Raw genomic sequence first — 22,689 nt, forward strand, 5'->3', positions numbered from 1 at the left:
TCGAAATGTAGCCCTTCGCGATGTATTCCAAAATATGTGGCCGTGTACCTCCTTCTTTGGTGGCATTGTTCATGAGCAACTCATAAGCGCTTTTCACATCATAGTCCCGAATGCTGCGCAGGTACGAACCCGAAATAAAGGGTGCAGCATGGTCGCCGTGAAAGAAGGTGGGCATGAAACCGGTCTTTTCACCTTTGTCAATCAGCGACTGGATCACGTCGTTGGTGACATCAGGTGACAACATGCCCAGCAACACCAGCTTGTTTCGGTAGGTATCCCACAAAGAGGGATTCGTGTAGTAGCGAAATCCTTTGTTCACCACTTCCCCACTTTCGTCGGTAAACTCGCCGTTCACATCGCTGCGCAGAGCAGGCCATAAAAATGAGCGATACAAGGAAGAGTAGAACAATTCTTTTTGACGTTCCGTTCCTCCGTTCACCTGAATTTTAGACAGCAGATTCTCCCAGGTTTGGTTGGCTTCGTTTTTTACTTCTGAAAAACTTTTTGCGCCTACTTCGGCTTCGAGGTTTTCTTTGGCGTTTTCGGTGCTCACAAACGACAGCCCGACTTTAATTTCCAAAGGCTGATCGGAATCTTCAAAGTTCACCACTGAAATTTCGTCTCGCCCATCACCCTTCGATTCAATATTTTTTATCGCATGATTGGTTTGTGCATAAAAATAAATTTTGCCGCCCGTTTGCTGATAGCCCTGAAAAACTTGCTCGCCTTGTTGCTCAATTTGCCAGTCGCTCACCCGTTCGTTGGAGCGGGTCAATTGTGCCACCAGCTTTTTGGGTTGATTGGGCTCAAAAGTGTATTTGTGATAGCCTACACGCAAGGTCGAAGTCAGCTCCGCGTTGATGTTGTAGCGCTCCAGTACAACCTGGTAATAGCCTGGTTCGGCCGACTCGTTTTCGTGGCTGAAAGCCGAAGCAAAATCTTGGGGATCCACCTCTCCGGTTACCGGCAAAAACGGGATGTGACACAGATTCCAATGTCCCTTGTTGGTGTGGGTAAAGGCCAAAATCTTCTCGTCCTCGTACTCATAGCCAGCCCCGCTTCGCCACTCGGTAATCGGACTCAATTGTACCATGGCGTTCGGAAGCGAGGAGCCCGGATACGTTAAACCAGCCCAAACACGCCAATTTTCGGGCGGCGTATAGCCAATTTCTTTGGGGTTGGTCAAAGGAGCTGTACCAAGGAAAGTATTGACATAGCTGGTCAATTTTTTCTCTCCTTCGGAAGAACTATTACTAGTTACAGAAGTGCAACTTACAGCCGAAATTAAAACTGCTAAAATCAATAATGTTTGTTTCATCTTTAAGGTTTTCTGTTTAAAATCAATTTATCAGCACTTTAGCTTGGTATGACTTACTTTCTGAAGTGATACGTATGAAATAAATTCCCGGAATATTGATGGCAGGACTGAACGTAATCAGTCCATCGCCAGCTACCCGCCTGGATTCAAACAATTGAATCATCTGCCCGGATTGGGAGTATATTGAGACCTTGCAAACCTGACCGGCTTTCTCTGACAATTGGATTCTCAACTCCGATCCTCTGGATGCCGGGTTTGGGAAAACAGGCACAGCCAGCTTTGTTTTCTTACTTTCAAGTTTGCTGACAGCTGTCGGCGTATTTTCTGAGTTAAACGCCACGTTCAGAAACGAAGAGGCTGCTGCCGCCTGACCCATCATTCCTACTTCCGCTGGGTTTAAGCTTGTGCGGTGCAAATTCCATTTGCCCTTTGAATCTTCATAGCTCCCCGCATAATAACCACGTTTGTCTCTGTTGTTTGCGCTAAGGAAATCCATGATGTCTGCTGCGATTGTGAAGAACTCCTGGTCTGCCGTTTCCTGGTACATATCCAATAAAGCATCAATCATATCATCACCTCCCCAAAATGAGATTTCGCTCAGACCTTGTCCGGGGGTGTACCACCTGTCAAGGCAACTGGTCATCATTTCATGCGCATCATTCAGGTACTTTTCTTCTTTGGTTATTTGATACAACAGAATGGCATTTTGAATCACAACGGTTGTTTGATAAGCACGGTAGCCTCCTCCCCGCTGGGTTAAGCCATTGACAATGCCATCCAGTGACCAGCTTCCATTTTGATAATAACTTGCCTGATTGAATAATTTAGTGGTTGCATCTTTAATTTTGACAGCATAGTCGTTTTCTGTTTCGTAGTAAGCCAGCGCTTCATCCAGGTACCTTGTGTCACTGGTTACCTGGTACAATTTGGCAGCGGCGTAACTGGTGTAATTCACCGACATGGAGAACAACATCCCAAAACCAAGTTGATTTTCATGCTGCGGAATCGCATATCGGCTGTCGCGTATGCCATTATTAAATTCATAAGCAATTTTCAGATTTCCGAGTGTCGTCTGATCTTGCGCCAAATCATAAATATGGCAAAACGGCATCATTAGCTGTCCGTTATCGTCATAGAAACGTTCGCCATTATTTCCCGGAAGCACGGCAAAACCAGTCCTCCCCGCTTTGGTTGTTTTGTATTGCTCAACGGCTTCAAGATAATTGGAAAACATGGATTCATATTTCTCAGGGTTGACTTTCCAGGCATTTACCAAGGCCCGCAACATATGCGAAGCCGGCCACACAAAACTAGTTCCCTGCACAAACTGCGATGAAGCGTCAATTACTTCGGCGTACAAGCCATTGCTTTTGTTGTAAAACTCCTTATGAATCTGATCCAAAAGCTTTTCTCCGTAATATTGATATTTATTGTCGTATAAATCTACAGCAACCATCGTGTGTATTTCGGTTGCATCAGCTGTTACCGCAGCAATTGTAATGGTGTCGTTTTGATAGGAACTTGTCTGCGACTCATAAACCAGGTAGGCTGAATGGTCATCTCTATTTGTGAATGTAAATTCTCCGCCAATTGCAGCCGTTGTCACTTGCCAGTCGCTTATAAGTTCGCCCGGAACGCTGACCAAAACGGAATCCCTCCCGCTATTTAATACTTTAAGGCTACCCTCAACGACTACAAAATTCTTTAAAACCCACGAAGTTCCAGCTCCCCGGATCAGGTTATGCTGCCCGGTTAAGTCTAATACTACATCGCCCTCGCCGTCACTCAACAGCCAATTTGCTGCCAGGCCACTTTCGTTACCTGTTAACTGGATGTCTTTATTCGCGTTGATTTCATCACTGGTTCTTGCTGTGTTCCAAATTCTGAAATCAGCCAATTTCCCTTCCAGTCGGCGCCCCTTCCAAAGCGAACCTTCCCCCATAAAGAGTTTGGCTGTGGAACGAAGCATCGGCCCACTCAACACTCCCTCTTTCACCGGAACACCATCAATATATAGATTGACGTTATTATCTGTACTTACGCTGACAGCTACGTGCTGCCACTGCTTAAGTTTGATAGAACTTTCCGGAGATTTTACGGCTTCCCAATCACCTGTTCCAATACTCATTTCCAACTGGCCATTTGAGTTGAACCGAAAGGCGAATCCCACAGATCCCGAAGCCTCACTCCATGACTCATTCGCCATGATATAGTTACCCGACCAATTATCAACATACAACCAGGTTTCAATGGTAAACTCAGCAGTTGAATATTCATCGAGATTTCCGCAGTCGATGTAGCTTTCCGGCTGAGACGAATCGAATTTCAATATCCACGATTGCCCTTTTGACTTGAAAGAAACAGCGATTAAAAACAAAGTACATATTCCAAATAATAAGAACCTCGTCGCTGAATATCTATGTTTTACGTTGGTTTTAACCATGAAAATTTTGTTTGAGGCTTAATGAATCTGATACTTGTGAATTAAAGCTGCTGCCTCTTTTGATGTCAGCACCGAAACACAGCCATGCCGGGCGTCAGGCGGAAAGTTGGCATCATCCACCACCTTCCAGTTCATTAAATCGGGCGACGACGACGCTCCAAAACGGTTGGTCATGCAATAGTCGTAATACAGTAGCCAACCGGGCCGAACGGGATCTTTGATAACGGTCGGACCTTCGGTGATTACGGGGACAATCTGCCCATCGTTCAGATGTCCTTCCACAATTTCATAGGGTCCTTCCAAATGTTTTGAAGTGGCCAGACGAATGGCTCGTCTTTCCCCGGTTTTTACTCCAAACTCCTCCTCTTTATGAAAAAGATAGTACGTCTCTTCGTGTTTCAGCAAGGTGCCATCGATCACGGAATAAGAAGGCTCGAAAAGCACTTTGGCAGGCGTAAAATTCTTCCAATCGCTTGTGCGGCTATACCACAGCCGGCTTTCTTTCCAGCCTGCATCTTTAAATGATGATGACCAAATTAGAACATAGTCGCCCGTTTCGTCATCATAAAACCATTCCGGCGCCCAAATATTTTGACCTAAAGGTTTACCCGACTCATCAACAACGTCTTTCATCAAGGTCAACGAGCCTTCCACCTTCCAATCAATTAAATTTTCGGAGGTGACATAAAGGCATGCGGGGCCAAGTTTTTCCCGGTCATATCCTCTCCCTCCGCCAGTTGAAAGTATTCTCCAAAGGCCATCAGGACCGCGCCGAACATAAGGATCGCGCATCCAATGATCCCAAATGGGTTTGTTGTCGTTCAGGGGAAACCAATGGCGTCCGTCGGTCGACAAAGCCACGTGTAGTTTGGCAACGAGCATCGGATCGGGCAAGGGCACTTCAACCGTATTGCCCTCGGCATCGATCTCAATCCGGGTGGGATAACGCTGACGAAAATACGTCAGCATTAACACCTCCCGATCTTTTTCAATTTTGAATTGATTTTCTTCGGACTTACTGCCCGTTTGCAAGTTGGAGTTTTTCTTCAAAACCGGGTCTTTCGGTTGGGCCAAACCGGTCAAAAAGAACATCGTGAGTATGACCGCCAATAGGAATTTCATTGTTAATAAATGTTTTTGCACTATTCGCGAATCACTCAAGTTTATCTGGCTCATAATAAGATTTAGTTGGTTTAGGTTATTATATGCATACAGATATTCTTGATACAAGTTAACAGGCTTTTTCACTCACGGTGAAGGCAAATTTCATCCAAGGTGTTAACCCCGATTAAACCTTGCCACGACGCACCTATGCTTTATGGTGTAATCAAACCTTCGTTTTGCAGAAGGGCTGCTGCTTCAATGAGCATACAACCGCTAAGTTGCTCGGGTAATCCGGTAACAGAACCCGGTTTTACACTCCAGTTAGGCCCAAACAGAATCGCTGGTTTAGTCGTTCCCTGCGTCCACAATACCTCGGCGTTGTAGCGGATAAACTGAATGTATCGTTTCTTTGCTGATGCATCCAGCCGATCCTGGAGGATCAGATCGGTGAAATAGCGAATAAAGATTCCTTTGAAAAGGCCGCCGTCACCGGTTCCTTCACTTTTAAGCACAGAATTGTTGGTCAGACTGCTGGTTGTATAATCGGCCACAACAACAGCATCGTTCAGATAAGCCTTTTCGTTGAAGATTTTATATAACTCGACAGCAGAGCCAATAAACGTTCCTTGGTTGTAGGTGAAGACCCAATCTCTCTTAATCTCTCCGGTTTCGCTGTTGATGTGGTCATAAACCATCCCGTTGTTCATATTCACCAAGGTCGACTTTTCCCAGTTATAGATCTTTAGAGCCCACTCTTTGTAGCTTTCATCGCCGAATTCCTGGTACAATCGGGCTGCTAATATGCAGGCCGGACCGTTTGAACACGCGTTTTTGCTCCATTCCATTCCCTTTTTCCAGGTGATACCACCGCCTGCATTGTCATTCCAACCGGTTTTAATGTATTCCCACAATTGCAAGGTGGCTTCCTTAAATTTGGGATCATTGGTATCTTGCCAGACACGCAAGGTTGCCAGGGCAATCCACTCCATATCATCATAGAAATCGTTTTCAAAGGTGTTTCCGTTTCTGGCTTTCACCCCGGCATACCAGTTATCAAAATAGGCACTGTACCTTGGATCGTTCGTTCGTAGCCAGGCATCGGTAAGAACATCCAGCGCATGTGCCTGCGGCCAGTAGTTCCAATCGGCTTTGCCATTGCTGTCATAGTAAAACCACTTTTCTTCGGAATTCCAGAATGAATTCGCCAACGACATGCTACTGAGGTTCGCTGCTTCGTTCCAGTCTATTCCTTCTTCTTCCGGTTCGGGGACAATACTTTCGTCATCGCCGCACGATATCAACATTGCAGGCAGTAGTAGTGCCATGTAGAGCCATCTTCTCATATTTCTTTCCTTGAATAACAGCCGGGAACAGTCTGTTGCAACCGCTCCCGGCTGTTGTATTACAGTCATTTATTTTGTTATCGAATGCGTGTAGGGTTGCCCCGCCTGCAGATAAATGGTATAATCTGCCGGAACATCGTCAAAATCACCCATCAGCTTCCACTTGTTATCCCACTGGGTAGGATTGTCGATTAATCTAATATAATAATACGATTCCGGGCTGGTCGGCGTAGGCCTGGAATCAGTTCCATTCAGCGTGCCCCACTCCAGTTCAGTTTCAGGGTCTGTTCCTCCATTTTCTTTCACAAACATGCGGAATTTGTACCGTTCATCCCGGCCCCAACTTTCCTGTTTGAAAGTGACAGTCTGGTCTTCGGCCCGGAATATGCCATTTCCGACATAAGGAAGATCGAATAAAATCTGCCCTTCGGGAGAGAAGTAGAACCCAATTCTTGTAACCAGTGCGTAAGTACAGGCACCGGTGTTGAAGTCAAGTGTGATCCGATAAACACCTGTTGTTTCAACGGTAGAAGTACCATTTTCTTTTATTAGACTTCCGTCGGTGAAAAATTCCCTGTGGACATCAGAAGTGCCGTCGGTGAAATAAAATGGGTCACCTGCAGTCAATTGCGTGTAAATCTCGAACTCGCCTCCGGCAACTGCTTTCATTTGGTGAGCCTGAGAAAGGTCGTCTCCACCTTCAGAGCCCTCGCCTGTTACATAAACATCGATAGGGAGATCGGCAAAACCAGCCAGGCGCGTAACTGTAATTGTTCGTTCCTCTTCTGCTTTGAGCGTTCTGAGCCCTTTTGATGAGAAAACGGTCCATTTAAAAGTTCCGGTTTCCGAAGAACCGATACCCATCATGCCAGCTATTTTATTCAACTGTTTGTGCGTAATGGAAGTATTGTTATACAGCCCGTTGTTGTCGGATGAGGTTAAATAGACGGGGTTGGAAAAGTCACCGTCTGCTTTATCAAAAGCTATTTGGTAAACAGCTGTTCCGCTTTCTTCAACATTTGCATATTCCCACTCAAAATAGGTGGATGCGCCCGCCGAGGTCTCCAAAGCGACTTCTTTTCCATCAAGGGGTTCTGTCAATACGCTGACTGCTGCCAGCCTTGTATCCAAATCTCCTCCTTCATCCTCGCAAGCAGTTAAGGCGAGAAACAGAGAAGCTATCACTGTTAATCTGATTACTATCTTTTTCATCTGTTCAGGTTATTTAATTACCAAATTATGAGTATAAGACCCTTCAGGATTCAGCGAGAAAGTAATGTCGTATGTTTTATCGCTCCAACCATCGGTTGCAGGAGATTTCCACACCTGGTTGTTTGTCCACTGCTCTACATTGTTTTTTTCAACCATGTAGTAATATGCCTCATTACCTGTAGGTTTACTGTCGTTGTTGATGGCTCTCCATTCTGTTTCTCCCGTCGAACTTTCCATCCTGAATTTGTACCGGTCGTCTGAATTTTCACCGCCACTAAGGCCGGTAATGGTATGATTGGTCAATTCCCACACGCCGTAACCTTTGTAGGGCAGTTCAATCTTCATTTGTGACCAGTTAAGGAACAGGTTGACTTTCGTAACTTCCTTGGTTGTAAAAGATCCAATATTGAAGTCTAAATAATACTTGTAAACACCGGTTTTTGTAACCGATGAGCTTCCTCCTTCAACAATCTTTTCACCCTCCAAAGAGAACTCCAGCGGGGTTCCTGTTGTAGCGCTCACAAACTTGAAGCTTTCGTCTTCGGTCAGCTGGGTGTAAATTTCAAATTCACCATCGGCCAATTTTTTCATCATAAGCGCGTTGGAAAGGTCATCACCGCTTTCTGTTGCCGCGCCGGTGATGTACAAATTATCAGGTATATCAGCCAGGCCGGACAAACGGGTCAACGTAAGTGTCCTTTCTTCTTCCGCTTTCATTGGATTGATTCCTTTAGAGGAAAAAACAGTCCACTTGAGTGTTCCCTGCTGGGCGGACTCGATACCCGCCAGTGCAGCAATTTTATTCAATTGCTTATGTGTAAAGGTGGCATGGTTGCTCCCACCGTTATTATCGGCTGCTGCAACAAACAGCGGGTCGGAAAAATCTCCGTCAGCTTCATCGAAAGCAACTTCATACAAGACCATTCCGCTGTCTTCGGCCCTGGCTGGTGCCCATTCAAAAAACAAGGTGGCCGATGCTGAGGCCTGCAGCACGATTGACTTGCCATTATCCGGTTCATAAAGCGAACCGACTGCCGTTACATCCAAATCTCTCACTTCACCATCGTCGCTGCACGCGATCAAAGCGAAGATAAAAGAAGCTACTGTAAACAGTTTGATCAATATTTTTTTCATACGTAGTTTAATTTTTAACGCTGATTAATAAATGATTAATAGCCTGGGTTTTGGGTCAGGTTATCATTGATATCCCGCTGTGATTGAGGAACTGCGAACAGATAATCCCGCTCACTGTCAAATTTTCGCTCATCCAGCTGGATATACTGTGTATTTCCAGCGGCGAACTTCGCTCCATGAGGATTTCCATTCATCACTGTTTCAATCGTTCCCCAACGACGGATATCAAAAAGCCTCAGGCCTTCAATAGCCAGTTCGATGCGGCGTTCATTGCGAATTAGCTCGCGAAGGTCTCCTGCCGGATAGTTCAATGCATCAGCATCCGTAAATCCAGCCCGGGCACGAAGCGCACGGACCGTTTCGTTCCAAATGCTTTCGTCCATTTGTCCCAGTTCATTTTTTGCCTCTGCATACATCAACAGTACGTCAGCATACCGCATCAAGATCAGGTTCAGGCCTGATTCCATACCGATCGGTGCCGTGGGATCAAAATATTTCCTCAGGTAGTATCCTGTTCCTGTGGAATTTTGCCCGGGTCCAGCATATTCATCCAGGTTGGAAGCTTTCACCTCGGCAGCTGAACCAGGTTTGATGTAGATGGTAGATGTTGTTCCGTCGCCTTTTTCCCACTGGTAACCGTGATAAACGATCGTGGCTTCAAAGCGCGGATCCCGGTCCACGTAAGGATTATCTTCATTATATCCGGAAGTCGCATCATTAATATCCTTCCCGTTTTTCATGAGATAGGCATCAACCAATTCCTGTGTCGGGGCAAAGGCATTAATCCGTCCGCCGACCGAAATGGGAATAGCATCGTAAAACTCGCTCCAGGTTCTTTCGATTAAAACATAGCCCATATCAAGTATTACTTCGTCGTTGTACTCATTTTCAGGAAGAAAAAGACCTGAATAGCTTGGGAAAAGTTCATATTGTCCATAGGCACCATCCATAATATCCTCACAAATGGACGCCACGTTTGTCCAGTCATTTTCGTACAAATAGGTCCGGGCCAACAGGGTCATAGCAGCCCCACTGGTAATCCTGCCGTTTTCCGAAGTATCATATTCTCCTTTAACCGGAAGGATAGTTGCCACTTCGCTGAGCTCGTCGCGGACAAATTTGAGCACATCTGCTTTTGGTGAACGTGTCACATTGTTCGCTTCTTCCAGGCTCAGGTTATGGTCGAACAAGGGGACGTCACCGTAATGACTTGTCAGACGGAAAAACAGCGATGCACGTATAAAACGGGCCTCAGCTTTCATTCTTTCCTTCAGCGTCTCGTCCATATTCGGAACGAGATCAACATTCTCCAGAAACGTATGACAAGTTTTGATTCCCTCGTAACAATTTCTCCATTCGTTGGCAAAGCGGCCCAAGGCAGCATCGGCCTGTCCTGAAGTGATAATTTTCTCATCGGTGTTTCCCCGGCCTTCGTAAAGGTTGTCAGTCAACCTTTCGTTTGCAAAGAAATAGTTGGCACCAAACATCTGGCTGTACGCCATATTTAAAACGGCGGAAGCTTTTTCGGGTGATGTCCAGTAGTTCAAATCGGTAAATTTATTCGTGGGCGCCAAGTCCAGGTCGTTACACGAAGTAAAAAACGCCAGGAACATCGTTACAATTCCTATGCAGTATTTTCTTATCTTTTTTTCCATGGTTTGCGTGTTTTAAAATTCCAATTCCAATCCAAATCCATAATAAACCAATGTCGGATAGTTCCGGGCGCTGTTGGCCCCAACACCGCCTATTCCTCCCATGTTATTTCCGAATTCGGAAGATTCCGGATCAATAAAAGAGTTCTTCGATAGCGTCAACAGGTTTTGCGCGTTAAGGCTCGCACGTAACTTCTGAATTCCAACCCTTGAGGTTAAGCGTTTTGGCAAGGTATATCCCAATTGAATATTTTTCACACGAAGATAAGCCCCATCCAAAAGGTAAATATCAGAACCTGCTTTTCCCCAGTTGTTTGCAGATGAAGGGGAACTTGGGGCTACCAGGCGCGGCCACTCCGCATCGGGATTGGTGGGCGTCCAGAAGTCCAACTGGTGCTGATAAATTGCATACGAATAGTTGGAATGGAAAGGCTCAATGAGCTCACCACGAATATACATGTCGCGCTTTCCTACACCTTGCAACAATACACTGAAGTCAAAATTCTTGTAGGAAACATCATAGGTAAAACCGAATGTGTACCTCGGGAAAGCATTCCCCAGAACCACGCGGTCTTTTTCGTCTATCACTTCATCTCCATTAACGTCCATATACTTCACATCGCCCGGTTGTACCGAAGCTCCTACCGGAAGGGCGCTATTGGCTATTTCCTCGTAACTTTGAAAGTATCCGTCGGTCTTGTACCCAAAATAAGATCCCAGCGCTTCACCTTCACGAATCAACTTGTACAACTGGTCATTCTGATCGATACGTTCTTTCCCCCCAAAATCGGTCACTTCATTTCTCGAATCAGCAAAGTTCAGGTTGAAGCGGTGGTCGAAATTTGTCGACTTCAAACGGTAGGTTAGGGTTGCTTCCCATCCCCTGTTTCTCATTTTCCCGGCATTCTCTTTCGCCGCACTGCTTCCGAATACGGTCGATACTTCTGGTGAAAGCAGGATATCGGTCGTTTCTTTGTTGAAGTAATCGAGCGTCACATACAAGCTCCCGTTGAAAAATCCCGCGTCCAATCCAATATTCAGGTTGGCCGATTTTTCCCAAGTCAAAAAAGGATTGCCGAAGGTATATCCTGTTCCCGGTACGGATTCATTGTTGAACACATAGGTATTCTGATACATTTGGTAAACCGTTTGGTAAGAGTAGTTGTCCACGTTTTGGTTGCCCAATACACCATAGGACGTACGGATTTTCAAATCGCCAATACGATCACTGTAGCTTTTCATGAAATTTTCAGACGAAAGTCTCCAAGCCGCAGAAACCGAAGGGAATAAACCCCAGCGCTGATCTTCGGCAAATTTTGATGAGCCGTCGTACCGGACTGTAACATCCGCATAATATTTATCCATGTAGTTGTAACCTCCACGTCCGAATACAGAGGTAATGCTGGTTTGATCGGTATCTCCGTTACTGTTCGTGTTACCCGTACTTTGTACCGATTCGTCTGTAGTTGGAAGCCCCAGGTCTTCGTCTGTATATTCCCAGGCAATCCGGCTTGCTTTGAAGGTATATGATTCGTTGGAAACCCCCAGCAATCCACTCACGTTGTGTACGGAGTTGAATGTACGCTCGAAGTCGAGCATAAATTGCGTACTCAGGGTGTACCTCTTGCTGTTATAGTCTTCGGTAAGCGTATTGGAGTGAATGTATGAAACTGGTGTTTCAAGGTCGGCCGCTGAATACAACGGCACTTTCATATCTCTACGGAAACGGTGGTGCTGGGTCAGGTCGAGGCCCACCAGACCTTTGGCTTTTAAGCCATCAATAATACTAAAATCGAGGCCTAAGCTACCGATAAAATTATCTTCATCCTTGGCTTCATAGCCCCCGTCTTTCAGACGGGCCATGGTATTATCGTCTCCAATCACATCATTTATCAACCACTTACCGTCTTGCTGAAACTTGTAATAGTAATAAGGCGGAATACGCGAAGAGTTGATAATGGTATTTCCGGTTCCTCCGGCTATTGTGTTTTCATCTCTTCTGGTATAGGCCATTAAAGAGGTGAGCTTGAACCTGCCGTATTCCGTTGTATTGTTGGCACGGAAGTTATAACGCTTCATCCCAAAATCTCCGACAAAGTTACTTTCCTGGTCGAAATAACCGGCTGATATCATGTACGTACTATTCTCATTACCACCTGAAACACTCATGTTGTAATTTTGCTGCAGCCCTCTTTCCATGATTTCATTCAGGTACCAGAACTCTTCGCTGCGGTTTTCATATAAATCGCGGATCTGTGCCGGAGTAAATAGGGGAGCGTTACCTACATTCATATTCGCCTGGTCGCGGAGCATGGCGTTTTCCCAGCCCTGTACTGGCTGAAACAAGATGTCCGGATCCTGATAGCCGACCATGCTGCTGAACTTGACCGCCGGCTTTTCTGTTCTGCCTCCTTTTCTGGTCGTAACCAAAATCACACCGTTTGCAGAACGGGATCCGTAGATCGCGGCACTACCAGCATCTTTCAACACCGAAATATTTTCAATGTCATTCGGGTTCAGGTTGTTCAAGGTCGCTGTACCGGAAATCAATCCATCAATAACGATCAAGGGGTCATTGTTGCTCATCGTACTGACTCCCCGAATATTAATATTCATGTTGTTATCGTTTGGATTCATGCTCTTTTGCTGGATGATCAGGTTGGCCGAAGCACCCTGTAAAGCCTGCGATGCGTTGCTCACCGGCCGACCTTCAATAACATCGGCGTTGACCTGATCAACAGCACCAACCAAATTTTTCTTTTGCCGAGTTCCGTAACCAATCACCACCACTTCTTCCACGCCAACAAAATCTTCCTTCATCACTACCCGAATGTTGTTTTGCCCCTGCACCGGTACTTCCTGCGAGGCCATGCCAATGAAGGAAAACACCAGGCTGGCATCTTGGGGAACGTTGTCAATGGTGAAATTCCCATCCAAATCGGTAATGGTTCCGTTCATGGTTCCTTTAATCAGAACCGTAACCCCGGGAATAGGCTCGCCACCATCATTGGTAACCTGCCCGGAAACCTGTTTAGGTTGTAGTGCAAAAAAATCGGATTGCTCTTCACCTTTATTAAACAAGGCAACTTGCCGTCCAACTATTTTATAGGCGATGTTCGTTTCTTCGAAAATTTCGTTTAAGATATCCTGAATAGCAGCACTCTTACTTTCAATTGAAACTTTCTCCTGGGTGTTGATGTCACCCGAATAAAAAAAGCGGAATTCGCTTTGGTCTTCGATCTTCTTCAACACATCGTTGATGCTTGTATTTTTCATCGACAACGACAGCTTTGTCGCCTGAGAATAGCTTTCGGTTGCAAAAACTGACAACACCGACAAGCAAAGGATAAACACACTAAGCTTCATAATCATTAGAAGTTTTAAGAAGAAATACCCCAGAGGGACTTTCCTCACTCTCATTTTTTTCATATGTTTGACTTGTTAAGATTAATAATTTTTCAAAATTATTTTTCACTGGGTGGGGAAGTTCGCGGCTTTCCCACTTTTTTCGTTTTATCGGACCCGTAATGGTCATTACTTTTTCAAAATAGCGCATTATTACATAGGCTTATTGTTTTAAAATAACTAGTTATTGGCTTTTGAAATATTCAGTTTCCTTTGGTCTTTGTCATATTCGTAGTGTATCGAAAGGGTCAGTTCCATCAACTCCATCACCTCCCGAATCGATTCAAATTCGATGCTGGCGGTCATTCGTTTCTCCATCAGCGATTGGTCGATCACATTGATTTCAATATTGTACCAACGTTCCAACCGGGCAACCACCTCTCCCAACGGTTCGTCTTTCAAAATCAGCTGGTTGTCAATCCAGGAAGAAAACAGCTTGGTTTCCACTTCTGTTAAAGCAATCTCATGCCCGATGGTATCAACCACGGCCTGTTGTCCGGGCAATAAAGTGGCTTGCTTTTTCGACTTGGTGTGTAAGGTAACCTTTCCACGTTCCAAAGTAACCGCCGGAATTTCGTTGTCGTAAGCCAAAACATTGAAGGCAGTTCCCAACACATCAACAGTAAAATGAGCTGTTTTCACTCGAAATGGCTGCTCGCTTTTCTGCACATCGAAATAGGCCTCACCAGTCAGTTCAACCAAACGCTCATCCCCATCAAACTCCTGAGGGAAACGAATTGACGAACCTGAGTTCAGCCACACTTTGGATCCATCGGGCAAAACAAATGAGGTTTTCGATGCCAATGGTGTAGAAACGGTTTGAAGCATTTCGTCTGGCTGGCCACTCTTTTGCCATTGGAAGAAAAAAGCGACGGCCAAAGGGAGAAGCAAGATTGCAGCAATTCGGGTCAAATAAGTCAAAAAATAAGGCGACTTTCCGGTGGATTTTTCCTGACTATTGATTTCGAAATGAATTTTGTGTAAGGTACTGCTCAAGTCGGGTGTTGCTCCGCCTTGGGAAGTCTCCTCCCAGTTTTCCTTCATTTGTTGCTCCAGAACAGGCTGGTTCTTTTTGTCAACAAACAGTTCAATAAAAGATTCAAAATCTTTTCCCGAACAGCGATTTCTTAGATAATTTTCGAAGTATTTTTTCATTGATTGCTGCTTTCATATGGGTAAACGCACAAGTTGTGCAATACCCCTGCCCTTATTTTGATTATTTTTCCTTCTTACACCAACCTGATCGAGTTGCGCTTGATCGTGTTCTCCCAAAAATTAAAAAGAACCGAAACATTTTCTAATTTTGCAATGCTTTGCAGAAAAACAGTGGATGGAAACAAGAAAGCTGATTAAACAATTAAAGTCTGAAAACAAACTTGCGATCAATGAGTTGTACGAATCGTACAGCAGCCGCCTCTATCGCTTTGCTTTCGGCTACCTGAAATCGGAAGCCGATACGCTGGATATTATTCAGGAAGTGTTTATCCGCTTTTGGAACAGTCGGCACCAACTGAAAGAAGACACCAACCTGGAAGCTTTTCTGTTTACCATCGCCCGAAATATCATCATCTCAGTCTTCAGAAAAAAGCTCACAGAAAAAGATTATCTGGACGATCTGAAATTACTTGTAACCAAAAACAGTTCGGACACGGAAAGTCAGGTAGAATACAATTTATTATCTGAAAAGGTAACAAAACTGGTTGGTCAACTTCCGGAGCAACGCCGGCGTATTTTCATCCTCAGCAAGGAAAAAGGCTATACCAACCAAGCCATTGCCAATGAACTTCAAATATCAATAAAAACGGTGGAAGACCACATGACCAAAGCCCGGAAATTTCTGAAGGCAAATTTAAAAGAGTATGGTTTGATAGCTGTACTCTTCTTTGAACTTTTCGTTTTGTAACTATCGTCTTATCAACACCTTAAATTCTTTAAGGTAAAAAAATAGCTGCATCCGAAAATCAGAAGCAGCTATTTCCCAATCGTTCCCAGCCGGCTATTTCAGCACAAAAACATGGAACGATTCAGGCTCCAATTCGGCTTTTAAGGTTGTGCCGCTTATGGAAATTGCCTTTTCCGTTGGGACAATCCAATCCGGGTTGTCAAGCGTATTTTCCACTTCTAAGTCACCCATCAATGTAATCTGCTTTCCGCTGTTCTTATCCAGCTTCAACTTGCTGAAATCGAAATTAACTGTTTTTGACTCCTTCGAAGTATTGGCAATTTTAATGATCAGTTGATCTTTTTCATCGTCAATCACCGAACTCGCGTACAAACCATCTTGTCCTGTTAGGTTCTCCTTGTTCCAGGTCAAGTCCATCGCACGGGTACCTTTATGATGAGCGTACAACTGCTGCACATAGTAGTTGGCCGACTTCACCAAGCGCAAGTTATCAAACCAAATCATGTCGGGTTTCCACTGCCAGGCATCAACATGGGCAAACAATGGTGCGTAGGTAGCCAGATGAACCACATCGGCGTTACGCTCCAGACCGGTCATAAACGCGGCCTCGCACAAAGCGGAATAAAAGGAATTTTTCTTCTGAGGATGGTCGTGACAAGCATATTCGCCGGCAAACACTTTGGGGCCTTTCCGGTCGTACGAATCGTAACGGTCTGCGCTATTCAAAAACCACTCCGGATCTTTATAATAGTGCTCATCCACCAAATCCACATCCAGGCGTTTCATTTCATCCCACAGGTAATCAAACTGTTCGCCATCGGCACTTGGCCCCGACGATCCAATCACCAACATGTCGGGATATTTGGCGTAAATGGCCTTCATGAATTGCTCCAGGTGATTTGGAAAATCTTCGCCCCACTGCTCATTTCCAATCCCAATCATTTTCATATTGAACGGTTCGGGATGTCCCATTTCGGCACGTATCTTTCCCCAGGTTGATGTGACGGAGCCATTGGCAAACTCAATTAAATCGAGCGCATCCTGAATATAGGGCTCCAGGTCTTCGCAAACCTCTTCGGTGGCGTATTGACAAGCGATTCCGCAATTCACAACCGGAAGGGCATCGGCCCCGAGGTCTTCGCATAATAGAAAGTACTCGTAGAAACCAAGTCCGTACGATTGGAAGTAGTCGGGCGTAAACCGATGCTGAAACTCATAGTTCCAGCGGTTTTCCAGAACCGGCCGATTTTCTACCGGACCAACTGAATTTTTCCATTGGTAGCGCATCTCCAGACTGTTGCCTTCAATGATGCACCCGCCGGGGAAACGAAAAATTCCGGGTTTCAGATCGGCCAGCGCCTGCGCCAAATCCTGACGCATGCCATTTTCACGACCTTTGAAGGTTTTCTCCGGGAAAAGCGACACATGCTCCAAGTCGATTGAGCCCAACGAGCGTAGGTCAATTCGAAGCTTTGCATGAGGGTCTGTCCACGCCGGAGAAAGCTCTACGCTGTATTTTCCCCAGTCATCCGAAGTGACTTCCATATCAACATGCGCCATGATCTCCGCACCGGACGAAATCAGTTCAATCCGAAGGTTTTTTGCCTCACTATCGATGGAGCGGGCATAAAAACTAAGCTGATACATTTCACCTTCTTTCACTCCAATCCCGCGGAATCCTTCATTAATAACGCCGGTTCCGGTTAGCAGGCCCGAGTTGGTCAGGCGAAGGTAATTTGGGTTGCGCTCGAATGGAGCACCAGTTGTTTCAACCGAAACATCCCCATAGGTCAACCAACCCATGGTGGGCGAGTTGGTGAAATCGAAGGAACGGTTTTTAATCAATTCAGCATACAAACCACCATCAGCACCAAAATTGATGTCTTCGAAAAATACACCATACATGTTTGACTGAACCGGAATTTCCTTCTTCGGCTTTTTAATTGAAATTTCATAAGTCTGTTCCTGCGCCCATGTTTGAAAAGCCACGCATACACAAGCCAGCAGCAAGATTAGTTTTTTTGTCATCATCGTATCAAATTTAGTCGTAAAATAGCACAAACAGTCATCGCTATACCAACGGATGCAATTTACAAACTTTATAAGAGTTAAAATTACTTTTAACCTGTTTTTATGAAACTCACCGGTTATTTTCGTCAGCAACCTGCTTTTTATGCCAAAAAAATTGCGTCGCTGCGATTTGCGTTTTAATATTGTTTCTTGTATTGTTTGATCAACTATATTTGAGGCCCGAAGAAAATACGTTTAATGTAAAAAGCAGATCGATAACTATGAGAAAATGGCGCATAGAAGATACGGAAGAACTCTACAATATTAATGGCTGGGGAATCAACTATTTTTCGGTTAATGAGAAAGGAAATGTGGTTGTTACACCCCAAAAAGACGGCGTTCAGATTGACTTGAAAGAATTGATTGATGAATTGCAGGTGCGCGATGTTGCTGCTCCGATGCTGATTCGCTTTCCGGATATTTTGGACAGCCGGATTGAAAAAATGGCCAACTGCTTTAAGATTGCTGCCAAAGAATACAATTACAAAGCGCAAAATTTCATCATCTATCCCATCAAAGTCAACCAAATGCGCCCCGTTGTTGAAGAAATTGTCAGCCACGGCAAAAAATTTAACATTGGGCTCGAGGCGGGCTCCAAACCCGAATTGCATGCGGTTATCGCAACAAATACCAACAACGACTCACTGATTATTTGCAATGGCTACAAAGATGAAGACTACATCGAGCTGGCTTTGCTGGCGCAAAAAATGGGCCGGCGCATTTATATTGTTGTTGAAAAACTGAATGAGCTGAAACTGATCGCCCGCATTGCCCGCCGGCTGAAAATCAAGCCCAACCTGGGTATCCGCATCAAGCTGGCCAGCTCAGGAAGCGGAAAATGGGAAAACTCCGGTGGCGATGTCAGCAAGTTTGGACTGACTTCGAGCGAGTTGCTTGATGCCATGGACTATTTGCGTGAAAACGAATTGGTAGACTGCCTTAAACTGGTTCACTTTCATATTGGAAGCCAGGTCAATAAAATCCGGCGCATTAAAATTGCCCTGCGTGAAGCGTCGCAGTTTTATGCCCAAATGTGCCTGAATGGCTTCAACATTGAATTTGTTGACATTGGCGGCGGCCTCGGTGTTGATTACGATGGCACCCGCTCGGCCAACAACGAAAGCAGCGTGAACTACAGCATTCAGGAATATGTGAACGACGCCATTTCGACCATGGTTGATGTGAGCGATAAAAACAACATTCCCCACCCCAACGTCATTACCGAGTCGGGCCGTTCGCTGACAGCTCACCACTCGGTGCTCGTTTTTGAGGTACTGGAATCGGCCTCGCTGCCGGAGTGGGACGAAGAAGAAGAACCTCAGGCCGACGATCATGAACTGGTGAAAGAATTGTATTCGCTGTGGGACACCATCAACCAGCCGCGCATGCTCGAAATTTGGCACGATGCCCAACAAATCCGCGAAGAAGCACTCGACCGTTTCAGCCTCGGACTGCTCGATCTGAAAACCCGCGCCCAAGTGGAACGTCTGTTTTGGTCAATTGCCCGCGAGATTCAACAAATGACCAGCAAAATCAGACACGTACCGGAAGAGCTAAACAACCTGCAAAAGCTGCTGGCCGACAAATATTTCTGCAACTTTTCGCTATTTCAGTCGCTACCCGACTCCTGGGCCATCGATCAGATTTTCCCCATCATGCCGCTTCACCGGCTGGATGAAAAACCTGACCGGGCAGCGACCATTCAGGATATTACCTGCGACTCGGATGGTAAAATCGACAACTTTATTTCGACCCGAAATTTGTCGCATTACCTGCCTGTGCACAAATTAAAAGCGAAGGAACCCTACTACATCGGGGTGTTTTTGGTGGGTGCCTACCAGGAAATTCTGGGTGATTTGCACAACCTGTTTGGCGACACCAACGCCGTGCATGTTTCAGTGGAAGGCGACAGCTACTCGATCGATCAAATTATTGATGGCGAAACGGTAGCCGAAGTGTTGGACTATGTGCAATACAATCCGAAAAAGATGGTGCGCACCGTCGAAACATGGGTCACTTCATCCGTCAAAGCCGGAATTATTTCGGCCACCGAAGGGAAAGAGTTTTTGTCGAATTACCGCTCTGGGCTCTACGGATACACTTATTTGGAATAAAATAAACTCAGAAATAAAACAGCAAAGGCCTCTCAGCAATGAAGGGCCTTTTTTTGTCTAAACCAGACGAGCCAAACGATTTGTAATTTTCCAACGCTTTTGGCTACTAAAAAAAGAAACTAAAAAAAGCCAAAGAAATGAAAAGCAAATGGTTACTTCTTCTTTCCTTATTTTTAGCCTTTTCGTGCGGGCAGGAAAAAGGTCAGCTTCTCCAAATTGAAGGTAACGAAACAGCCGGTTTCCATTTTCCCTATTTTCTTTTTATCCCTGAAGACATGGAAACAGCGAATGAGCGTATTTTGATCGTTGAACCGAACAATTCAGGCTTCACCAGCGATGCCTTTGAGGAACATCTTGAAAAAGCCAAACGAACGGCCACAAAAGATTTTTACCTCGGCAACTTCCTGTCCCGCCGACTCGACTATCCGCTGTTGGTTCCGGTGTTTCCACGACCAGCCGACAATTGGCACATTTACACCCACTCATTGGATCGTGATGCCATGAACCAGCAGAACAATGAGTTGGAACGACTGGACTTACAACTGCTGGCGATGATCGACGACGCACAAGCCCGGCTGACGAAGATGGGCTACCCCGTTAGACAGCAATTTTTGCTCACCGGATTTTCGGCCTCGGGAACTTTTGCCAACCGCTTTTCGATGATCCACCCCGAACGGATTTTGGCCGTTGCTGCCGGAGGACTCAACGGATTGCTGATGCTTCCAACCGACAGCCTAAAAGGACATGCCATGAACTATCCCCTCGGAATCTGCGATTTTGCTGATCGATTCGGAAAACCCTTTCAGCTGGAAGGCTTTCGACAAACGCCTCAACTTTGGTTTATGGGTGAGTTGGACGACAATGATGCGATTCCCTATGCCGATGGTTATGACGAAGATGAACGAACGCTGATTTATCAAACATTGGGTGAACAAATGCAGCCAGAACGATGGACCAATTGCGCTCTTCAATATGAAATACATCATATTGAAGCCACTATAAAAACTCATCCGGGCATCGGGCACGAACATCCGGAACTAGTCAAACAAGACGTCTTGAAATTCTTCAAAGCAGCAATCGACCAAGCCAATGATTGATCAGGTTGAAGTCAGATTCGCCTGTCCTAAATCAACAAATTCTTTAAAAACCAAGTGACCAACTCATTCGTTACTTCTACAAACAAAAATAGAACAGTACAAAAGTCAGAAATTGAACAACTTATGAAACAACTGCTTCAGAAAATAGCAGCCTGCCGGGTTTGTTCGGAGTTTTTGCCTTTGGGACCACGCCCCATTGTTACGGCAAGCCCTAAGAGCAAAATCATGATTGTAGGACAAGCACCCGGCCTGGCTGTGCATCAAAGCGGCATTCCTTGGGACGACCAGAGCGGCGACAGGCTTCGAGAATGGCTGCAGGTTGACAAGCAAACGTTTTACGATCCCGATCAAATAGCACTGATTCCCATGGGATTTTGTTATCCGGGGAAAGGCGAATCGGGTGATCTGCCACCCCGGAAAGAATGCGCCCCGCTTTGGCATCAACAACTAATGGAGCATATGCCCGAAATCAGATTAACCATCCTGATCGGCCAGTACGCCCAACGGTATTACCTGGGGAAGCGGACAGGTCGCACACTGACCGAAACTGTTCGCCATTTTAAGGCTTATCAGCCCGAGTACTTCGTTCTGCCCCACCCTTCGCCCCGCAACAACATTTGGCAAGCCAAAAACAAGTGGTTTGGCCAGTCGGTGCTTCCCAGTCTGCAAAGCACTGTAAAAGACATTCTTCAACAAGCTGATTTCTAAAAGGCTTCCTTGTTTATCTTTTTTTGCATCAAACAGAAAGCATTTTCAGGTGTTGAATGGGATAAATTAAGTACTTTAGAAAACAAAAATAACTAACTATGGATGAGTTTTTGGCAGCACGATTGCAAATGGCCGTCTCGCTTGGATTTCACATTGTTTTTGCTTGTATTGGCATGGTGATGCCCTGGTTTATGTTTGTGGCCGAATGGAAATGGCTCAAGACAAAAAACCCGGTGTACCTCGATTTGGCCAAGGCATGGGCTAAGGGAGTGGCCATCTTTTTTGCCGTTGGCGCCGTTTCCGGAACCGTGCTTTCCTTTGAACTGGGCATGCTCTGGCCGACCTTTATGGAACACGCAGGTCCCATTTTCGGCATGCCTTTTTCGTGGGAAGGAACCGCCTTTTTTGTTGAAGCGATTGCTTTGGGACTTTGGCTGTACGGATGGAATCGCCTGAGTGACAAAGTACATTTATACACCGGAATGATTGTCGGCATTGCGGGCGTTGCTTCCGGAATCTTTGTGATTTCGGCCAACGCGTGGATGAACGCCCCGGCTGGCTTCGACTGGATTGACGGGCAAGCCTACAACATTGATCCGGTAGCGGCCATGTTCAACGAAGCCTGGTTCGCCCAGTCGCACCACATGATTATTGCTGCATTCTCGGCTACCGGATTTGCTGTTGCCGGAGTTCACGCCCTGCTTTACATGAAAAACCGGCTGGAAATTCATGCCAAGGCCCTGACGATTGCCCTCGCATTTGCTTCGGTTGCCGCCTTGATTCAGCCCTTGAGTGGCGACCACGCAGCCAAAGATGTAGCCAAGCGGCAACCCGCCAAACTGGCTGCCTTTGAATCTCATTTTGAAACGCAGGAATCTGCACCGCTGATCATTGGAGGCATTCCGGATGTGGAAAAACGGGAAGTGAACTATGCCATCAAAATTCCAGGTGCTTTAAGTTTTCTGGCTCACGGCAATTTCAAAGCCGAAGTGAAAGGCCTCGAAGAATTTCCGGAAGAAGAGTGGCCGCCGGTTCCCATCGTCCATTATTCCTTTCAACTGATGGTCGCGATTGGCATGTTCCTGATGCTGCTGGCTGTTATTTTTCTGGGAGGGACCTACAAATGGAAACACTGGCTCGAAAAACGCTGGTGGATGATGCTGCTCGTTTTTGCTACCCCGCTCGG

Annotated in this window: 16 protein-coding genes; 5 read left to right on the forward strand and 11 right to left on the reverse strand. The window is 45.7% G+C overall.

Annotated elements, in window-relative coordinates; genetic code table 11:
* From NC99_RS03510 to NC99_RS03550, 10 genes are all read right to left on the reverse strand, one after another.
* The coding region (locus NC99_RS03510) for a GH92 family glycosyl hydrolase (protein ID WP_162231131.1) at positions 1-1,318 on the reverse strand (1,318 nt) is incomplete at its 3' end.
* A gap of 22 nt (positions 1,319-1,340) precedes the next feature.
* A complete protein-coding gene (locus NC99_RS03515; protein ID WP_162231132.1) occupies positions 1,341-3,647 on the reverse strand; it encodes a LamG-like jellyroll fold domain-containing protein in 2,307 nt (768 codons plus the stop codon).
* Between the two features lie 132 nt (positions 3,648-3,779).
* On the reverse strand, positions 3,780-4,883 hold the full coding sequence (locus NC99_RS03520; RefSeq protein WP_053179923.1) for a glycoside hydrolase family 43 protein: 1,104 nt from the start codon (positions 4,881-4,883) through the stop codon (positions 3,780-3,782).
* A 194-nt stretch (positions 4,884-5,077) separates the two neighbouring features.
* The gene (locus NC99_RS03525; protein WP_204374886.1) at positions 5,078-6,190 is read right to left on the reverse strand and encodes a glycoside hydrolase family 76 protein; all 1,113 of its coding nucleotides are present in this window, start codon (positions 6,188-6,190) and stop codon (positions 5,078-5,080) included.
* A gap of 87 nt (positions 6,191-6,277) precedes the next feature.
* Positions 6,278-7,420, reverse strand: a complete 1,143-nt coding sequence (locus NC99_RS03530; RefSeq protein ID WP_053179925.1) for a SusE domain-containing protein — start codon at positions 7,418-7,420, stop codon at positions 6,278-6,280.
* Positions 7,421-7,429: 9 nt separating this feature from the next.
* The gene (locus NC99_RS03535; protein WP_053179927.1) at positions 7,430-8,554 is read right to left on the reverse strand and encodes a SusE domain-containing protein; all 1,125 of its coding nucleotides are present in this window, start codon (positions 8,552-8,554) and stop codon (positions 7,430-7,432) included.
* A 35-nt stretch (positions 8,555-8,589) separates the two neighbouring features.
* Complete coding sequence (locus NC99_RS03540) at positions 8,590-10,209, reverse strand: RagB/SusD family nutrient uptake outer membrane protein (protein WP_053179929.1); 1,620 nt, start codon at positions 10,207-10,209, stop codon at positions 8,590-8,592.
* A 12-nt stretch (positions 10,210-10,221) separates the two neighbouring features.
* Entirely contained in the window at positions 10,222-13,572 is a 3,351-nt protein-coding gene (locus NC99_RS03545; protein ID WP_204374887.1) for a TonB-dependent receptor, read from the reverse strand.
* A complete protein-coding gene (locus tag NC99_RS21540) occupies positions 13,562-13,762 on the reverse strand; it encodes a hypothetical protein (RefSeq protein WP_082326288.1) in 201 nt (66 codons plus the stop codon). The genes NC99_RS03545 and NC99_RS21540 overlap by 11 nt, the downstream gene beginning before the upstream one ends.
* Positions 13,763-13,791: 29 nt before the next feature.
* Positions 13,792-14,766, reverse strand: a complete 975-nt coding sequence (locus tag NC99_RS03550; protein WP_053179933.1) for a FecR family protein — start codon at positions 14,764-14,766, stop codon at positions 13,792-13,794.
* A gap of 175 nt (positions 14,767-14,941) precedes the next feature.
* Between NC99_RS03550 and NC99_RS03555 the strand changes: the two genes are divergently transcribed.
* A complete protein-coding gene (locus tag NC99_RS03555) occupies positions 14,942-15,514 on the forward strand; it encodes an RNA polymerase sigma factor (protein WP_053179935.1) in 573 nt (190 codons plus the stop codon).
* Between the two features lie 93 nt (positions 15,515-15,607).
* On the opposite strand, the gene NC99_RS03560 is transcribed toward NC99_RS03555, so the two are convergent.
* On the reverse strand, positions 15,608-17,545 hold the full coding sequence (locus tag NC99_RS03560; protein WP_053179937.1) for an alpha-L-arabinofuranosidase C-terminal domain-containing protein: 1,938 nt from the start codon (positions 17,543-17,545) through the stop codon (positions 15,608-15,610).
* A 260-nt stretch (positions 17,546-17,805) separates the two neighbouring features.
* On the opposite strand from NC99_RS03560, the gene speA reads away from it, so the two are divergent.
* The 4 genes from speA to NC99_RS03580 form a co-directional block, all read left to right on the forward strand.
* Positions 17,806-19,698, forward strand: coding sequence for a biosynthetic arginine decarboxylase (speA, locus tag NC99_RS03565; protein WP_053179939.1), 1,893 nt, complete (start codon positions 17,806-17,808; stop codon positions 19,696-19,698).
* 137 nt (positions 19,699-19,835) lie between these two features.
* On the forward strand, positions 19,836-20,795 hold the full coding sequence (locus NC99_RS03570; RefSeq protein ID WP_053179941.1) for a hypothetical protein: 960 nt from the start codon (positions 19,836-19,838) through the stop codon (positions 20,793-20,795).
* Positions 20,796-20,918: 123 nt separating this feature from the next.
* Complete coding sequence (locus NC99_RS03575) at positions 20,919-21,503, forward strand: uracil-DNA glycosylase family protein (RefSeq protein WP_157624410.1); 585 nt, start codon at positions 20,919-20,921, stop codon at positions 21,501-21,503.
* A 98-nt stretch (positions 21,504-21,601) separates the two neighbouring features.
* Positions 21,602-22,689, forward strand: a 1,088-nt coding sequence (locus NC99_RS03580; protein ID WP_053179943.1) for a cytochrome ubiquinol oxidase subunit I, incomplete at its 3' end; no start/stop codon positions are given.

It is taken from the genome of Sunxiuqinia dokdonensis, from assembly GCF_001270965.1.
Classification (GTDB): Bacteria; Bacteroidota; Bacteroidia; order Bacteroidales; family Prolixibacteraceae; genus Sunxiuqinia; species Sunxiuqinia dokdonensis.

Coding starts and splice junctions, on each gene's coding strand:
- NC99_RS03550 (WP_053179933.1), bottom strand. CDS start 14,766: ATGAAAAAATACTTCGAAAATTATCTAAGAAATCGCTGTTCGGGAAAA.
- NC99_RS03555 (WP_053179935.1), top strand. CDS start 14,942: ATGGAAACAAGAAAGCTGATTAAACAATTAAAGTCTGAAAACAAACTT.
- NC99_RS03530 (WP_053179925.1), bottom strand. CDS start 7,420: ATGAAAAAGATAGTAATCAGATTAACAGTGATAGCTTCTCTGTTTCTC.
- NC99_RS03575 (WP_157624410.1), top strand. CDS start 20,919: ATGAAACAACTGCTTCAGAAAATAGCAGCCTGCCGGGTTTGTTCGGAG.
- NC99_RS03545 (WP_204374887.1), bottom strand. CDS start 13,572: ATGAAGCTTAGTGTGTTTATCCTTTGCTTGTCGGTGTTGTCAGTTTTT.
- speA (WP_053179939.1), top strand. CDS start 17,806: ATGAGAAAATGGCGCATAGAAGATACGGAAGAACTCTACAATATTAAT.
- NC99_RS03560 (WP_053179937.1), bottom strand. CDS start 17,545: ATGATGACAAAAAAACTAATCTTGCTGCTGGCTTGTGTATGCGTGGCT.
- NC99_RS03570 (WP_053179941.1), top strand. CDS start 19,836: ATGAAAAGCAAATGGTTACTTCTTCTTTCCTTATTTTTAGCCTTTTCG.
- NC99_RS03535 (WP_053179927.1), bottom strand. CDS start 8,554: ATGAAAAAAATATTGATCAAACTGTTTACAGTAGCTTCTTTTATCTTC.
- NC99_RS03520 (WP_053179923.1), bottom strand. CDS start 4,883: ATGAAATTCCTATTGGCGGTCATACTCACGATGTTCTTTTTGACCGGT.
- NC99_RS03525 (WP_204374886.1), bottom strand. CDS start 6,190: ATGGCACTACTACTGCCTGCAATGTTGATATCGTGCGGCGATGACGAA.
- NC99_RS21540 (WP_082326288.1), bottom strand. CDS start 13,762: ATGCGCTATTTTGAAAAAGTAATGACCATTACGGGTCCGATAAAACGA.
- NC99_RS03540 (WP_053179929.1), bottom strand. CDS start 10,209: ATGGAAAAAAAGATAAGAAAATACTGCATAGGAATTGTAACGATGTTC.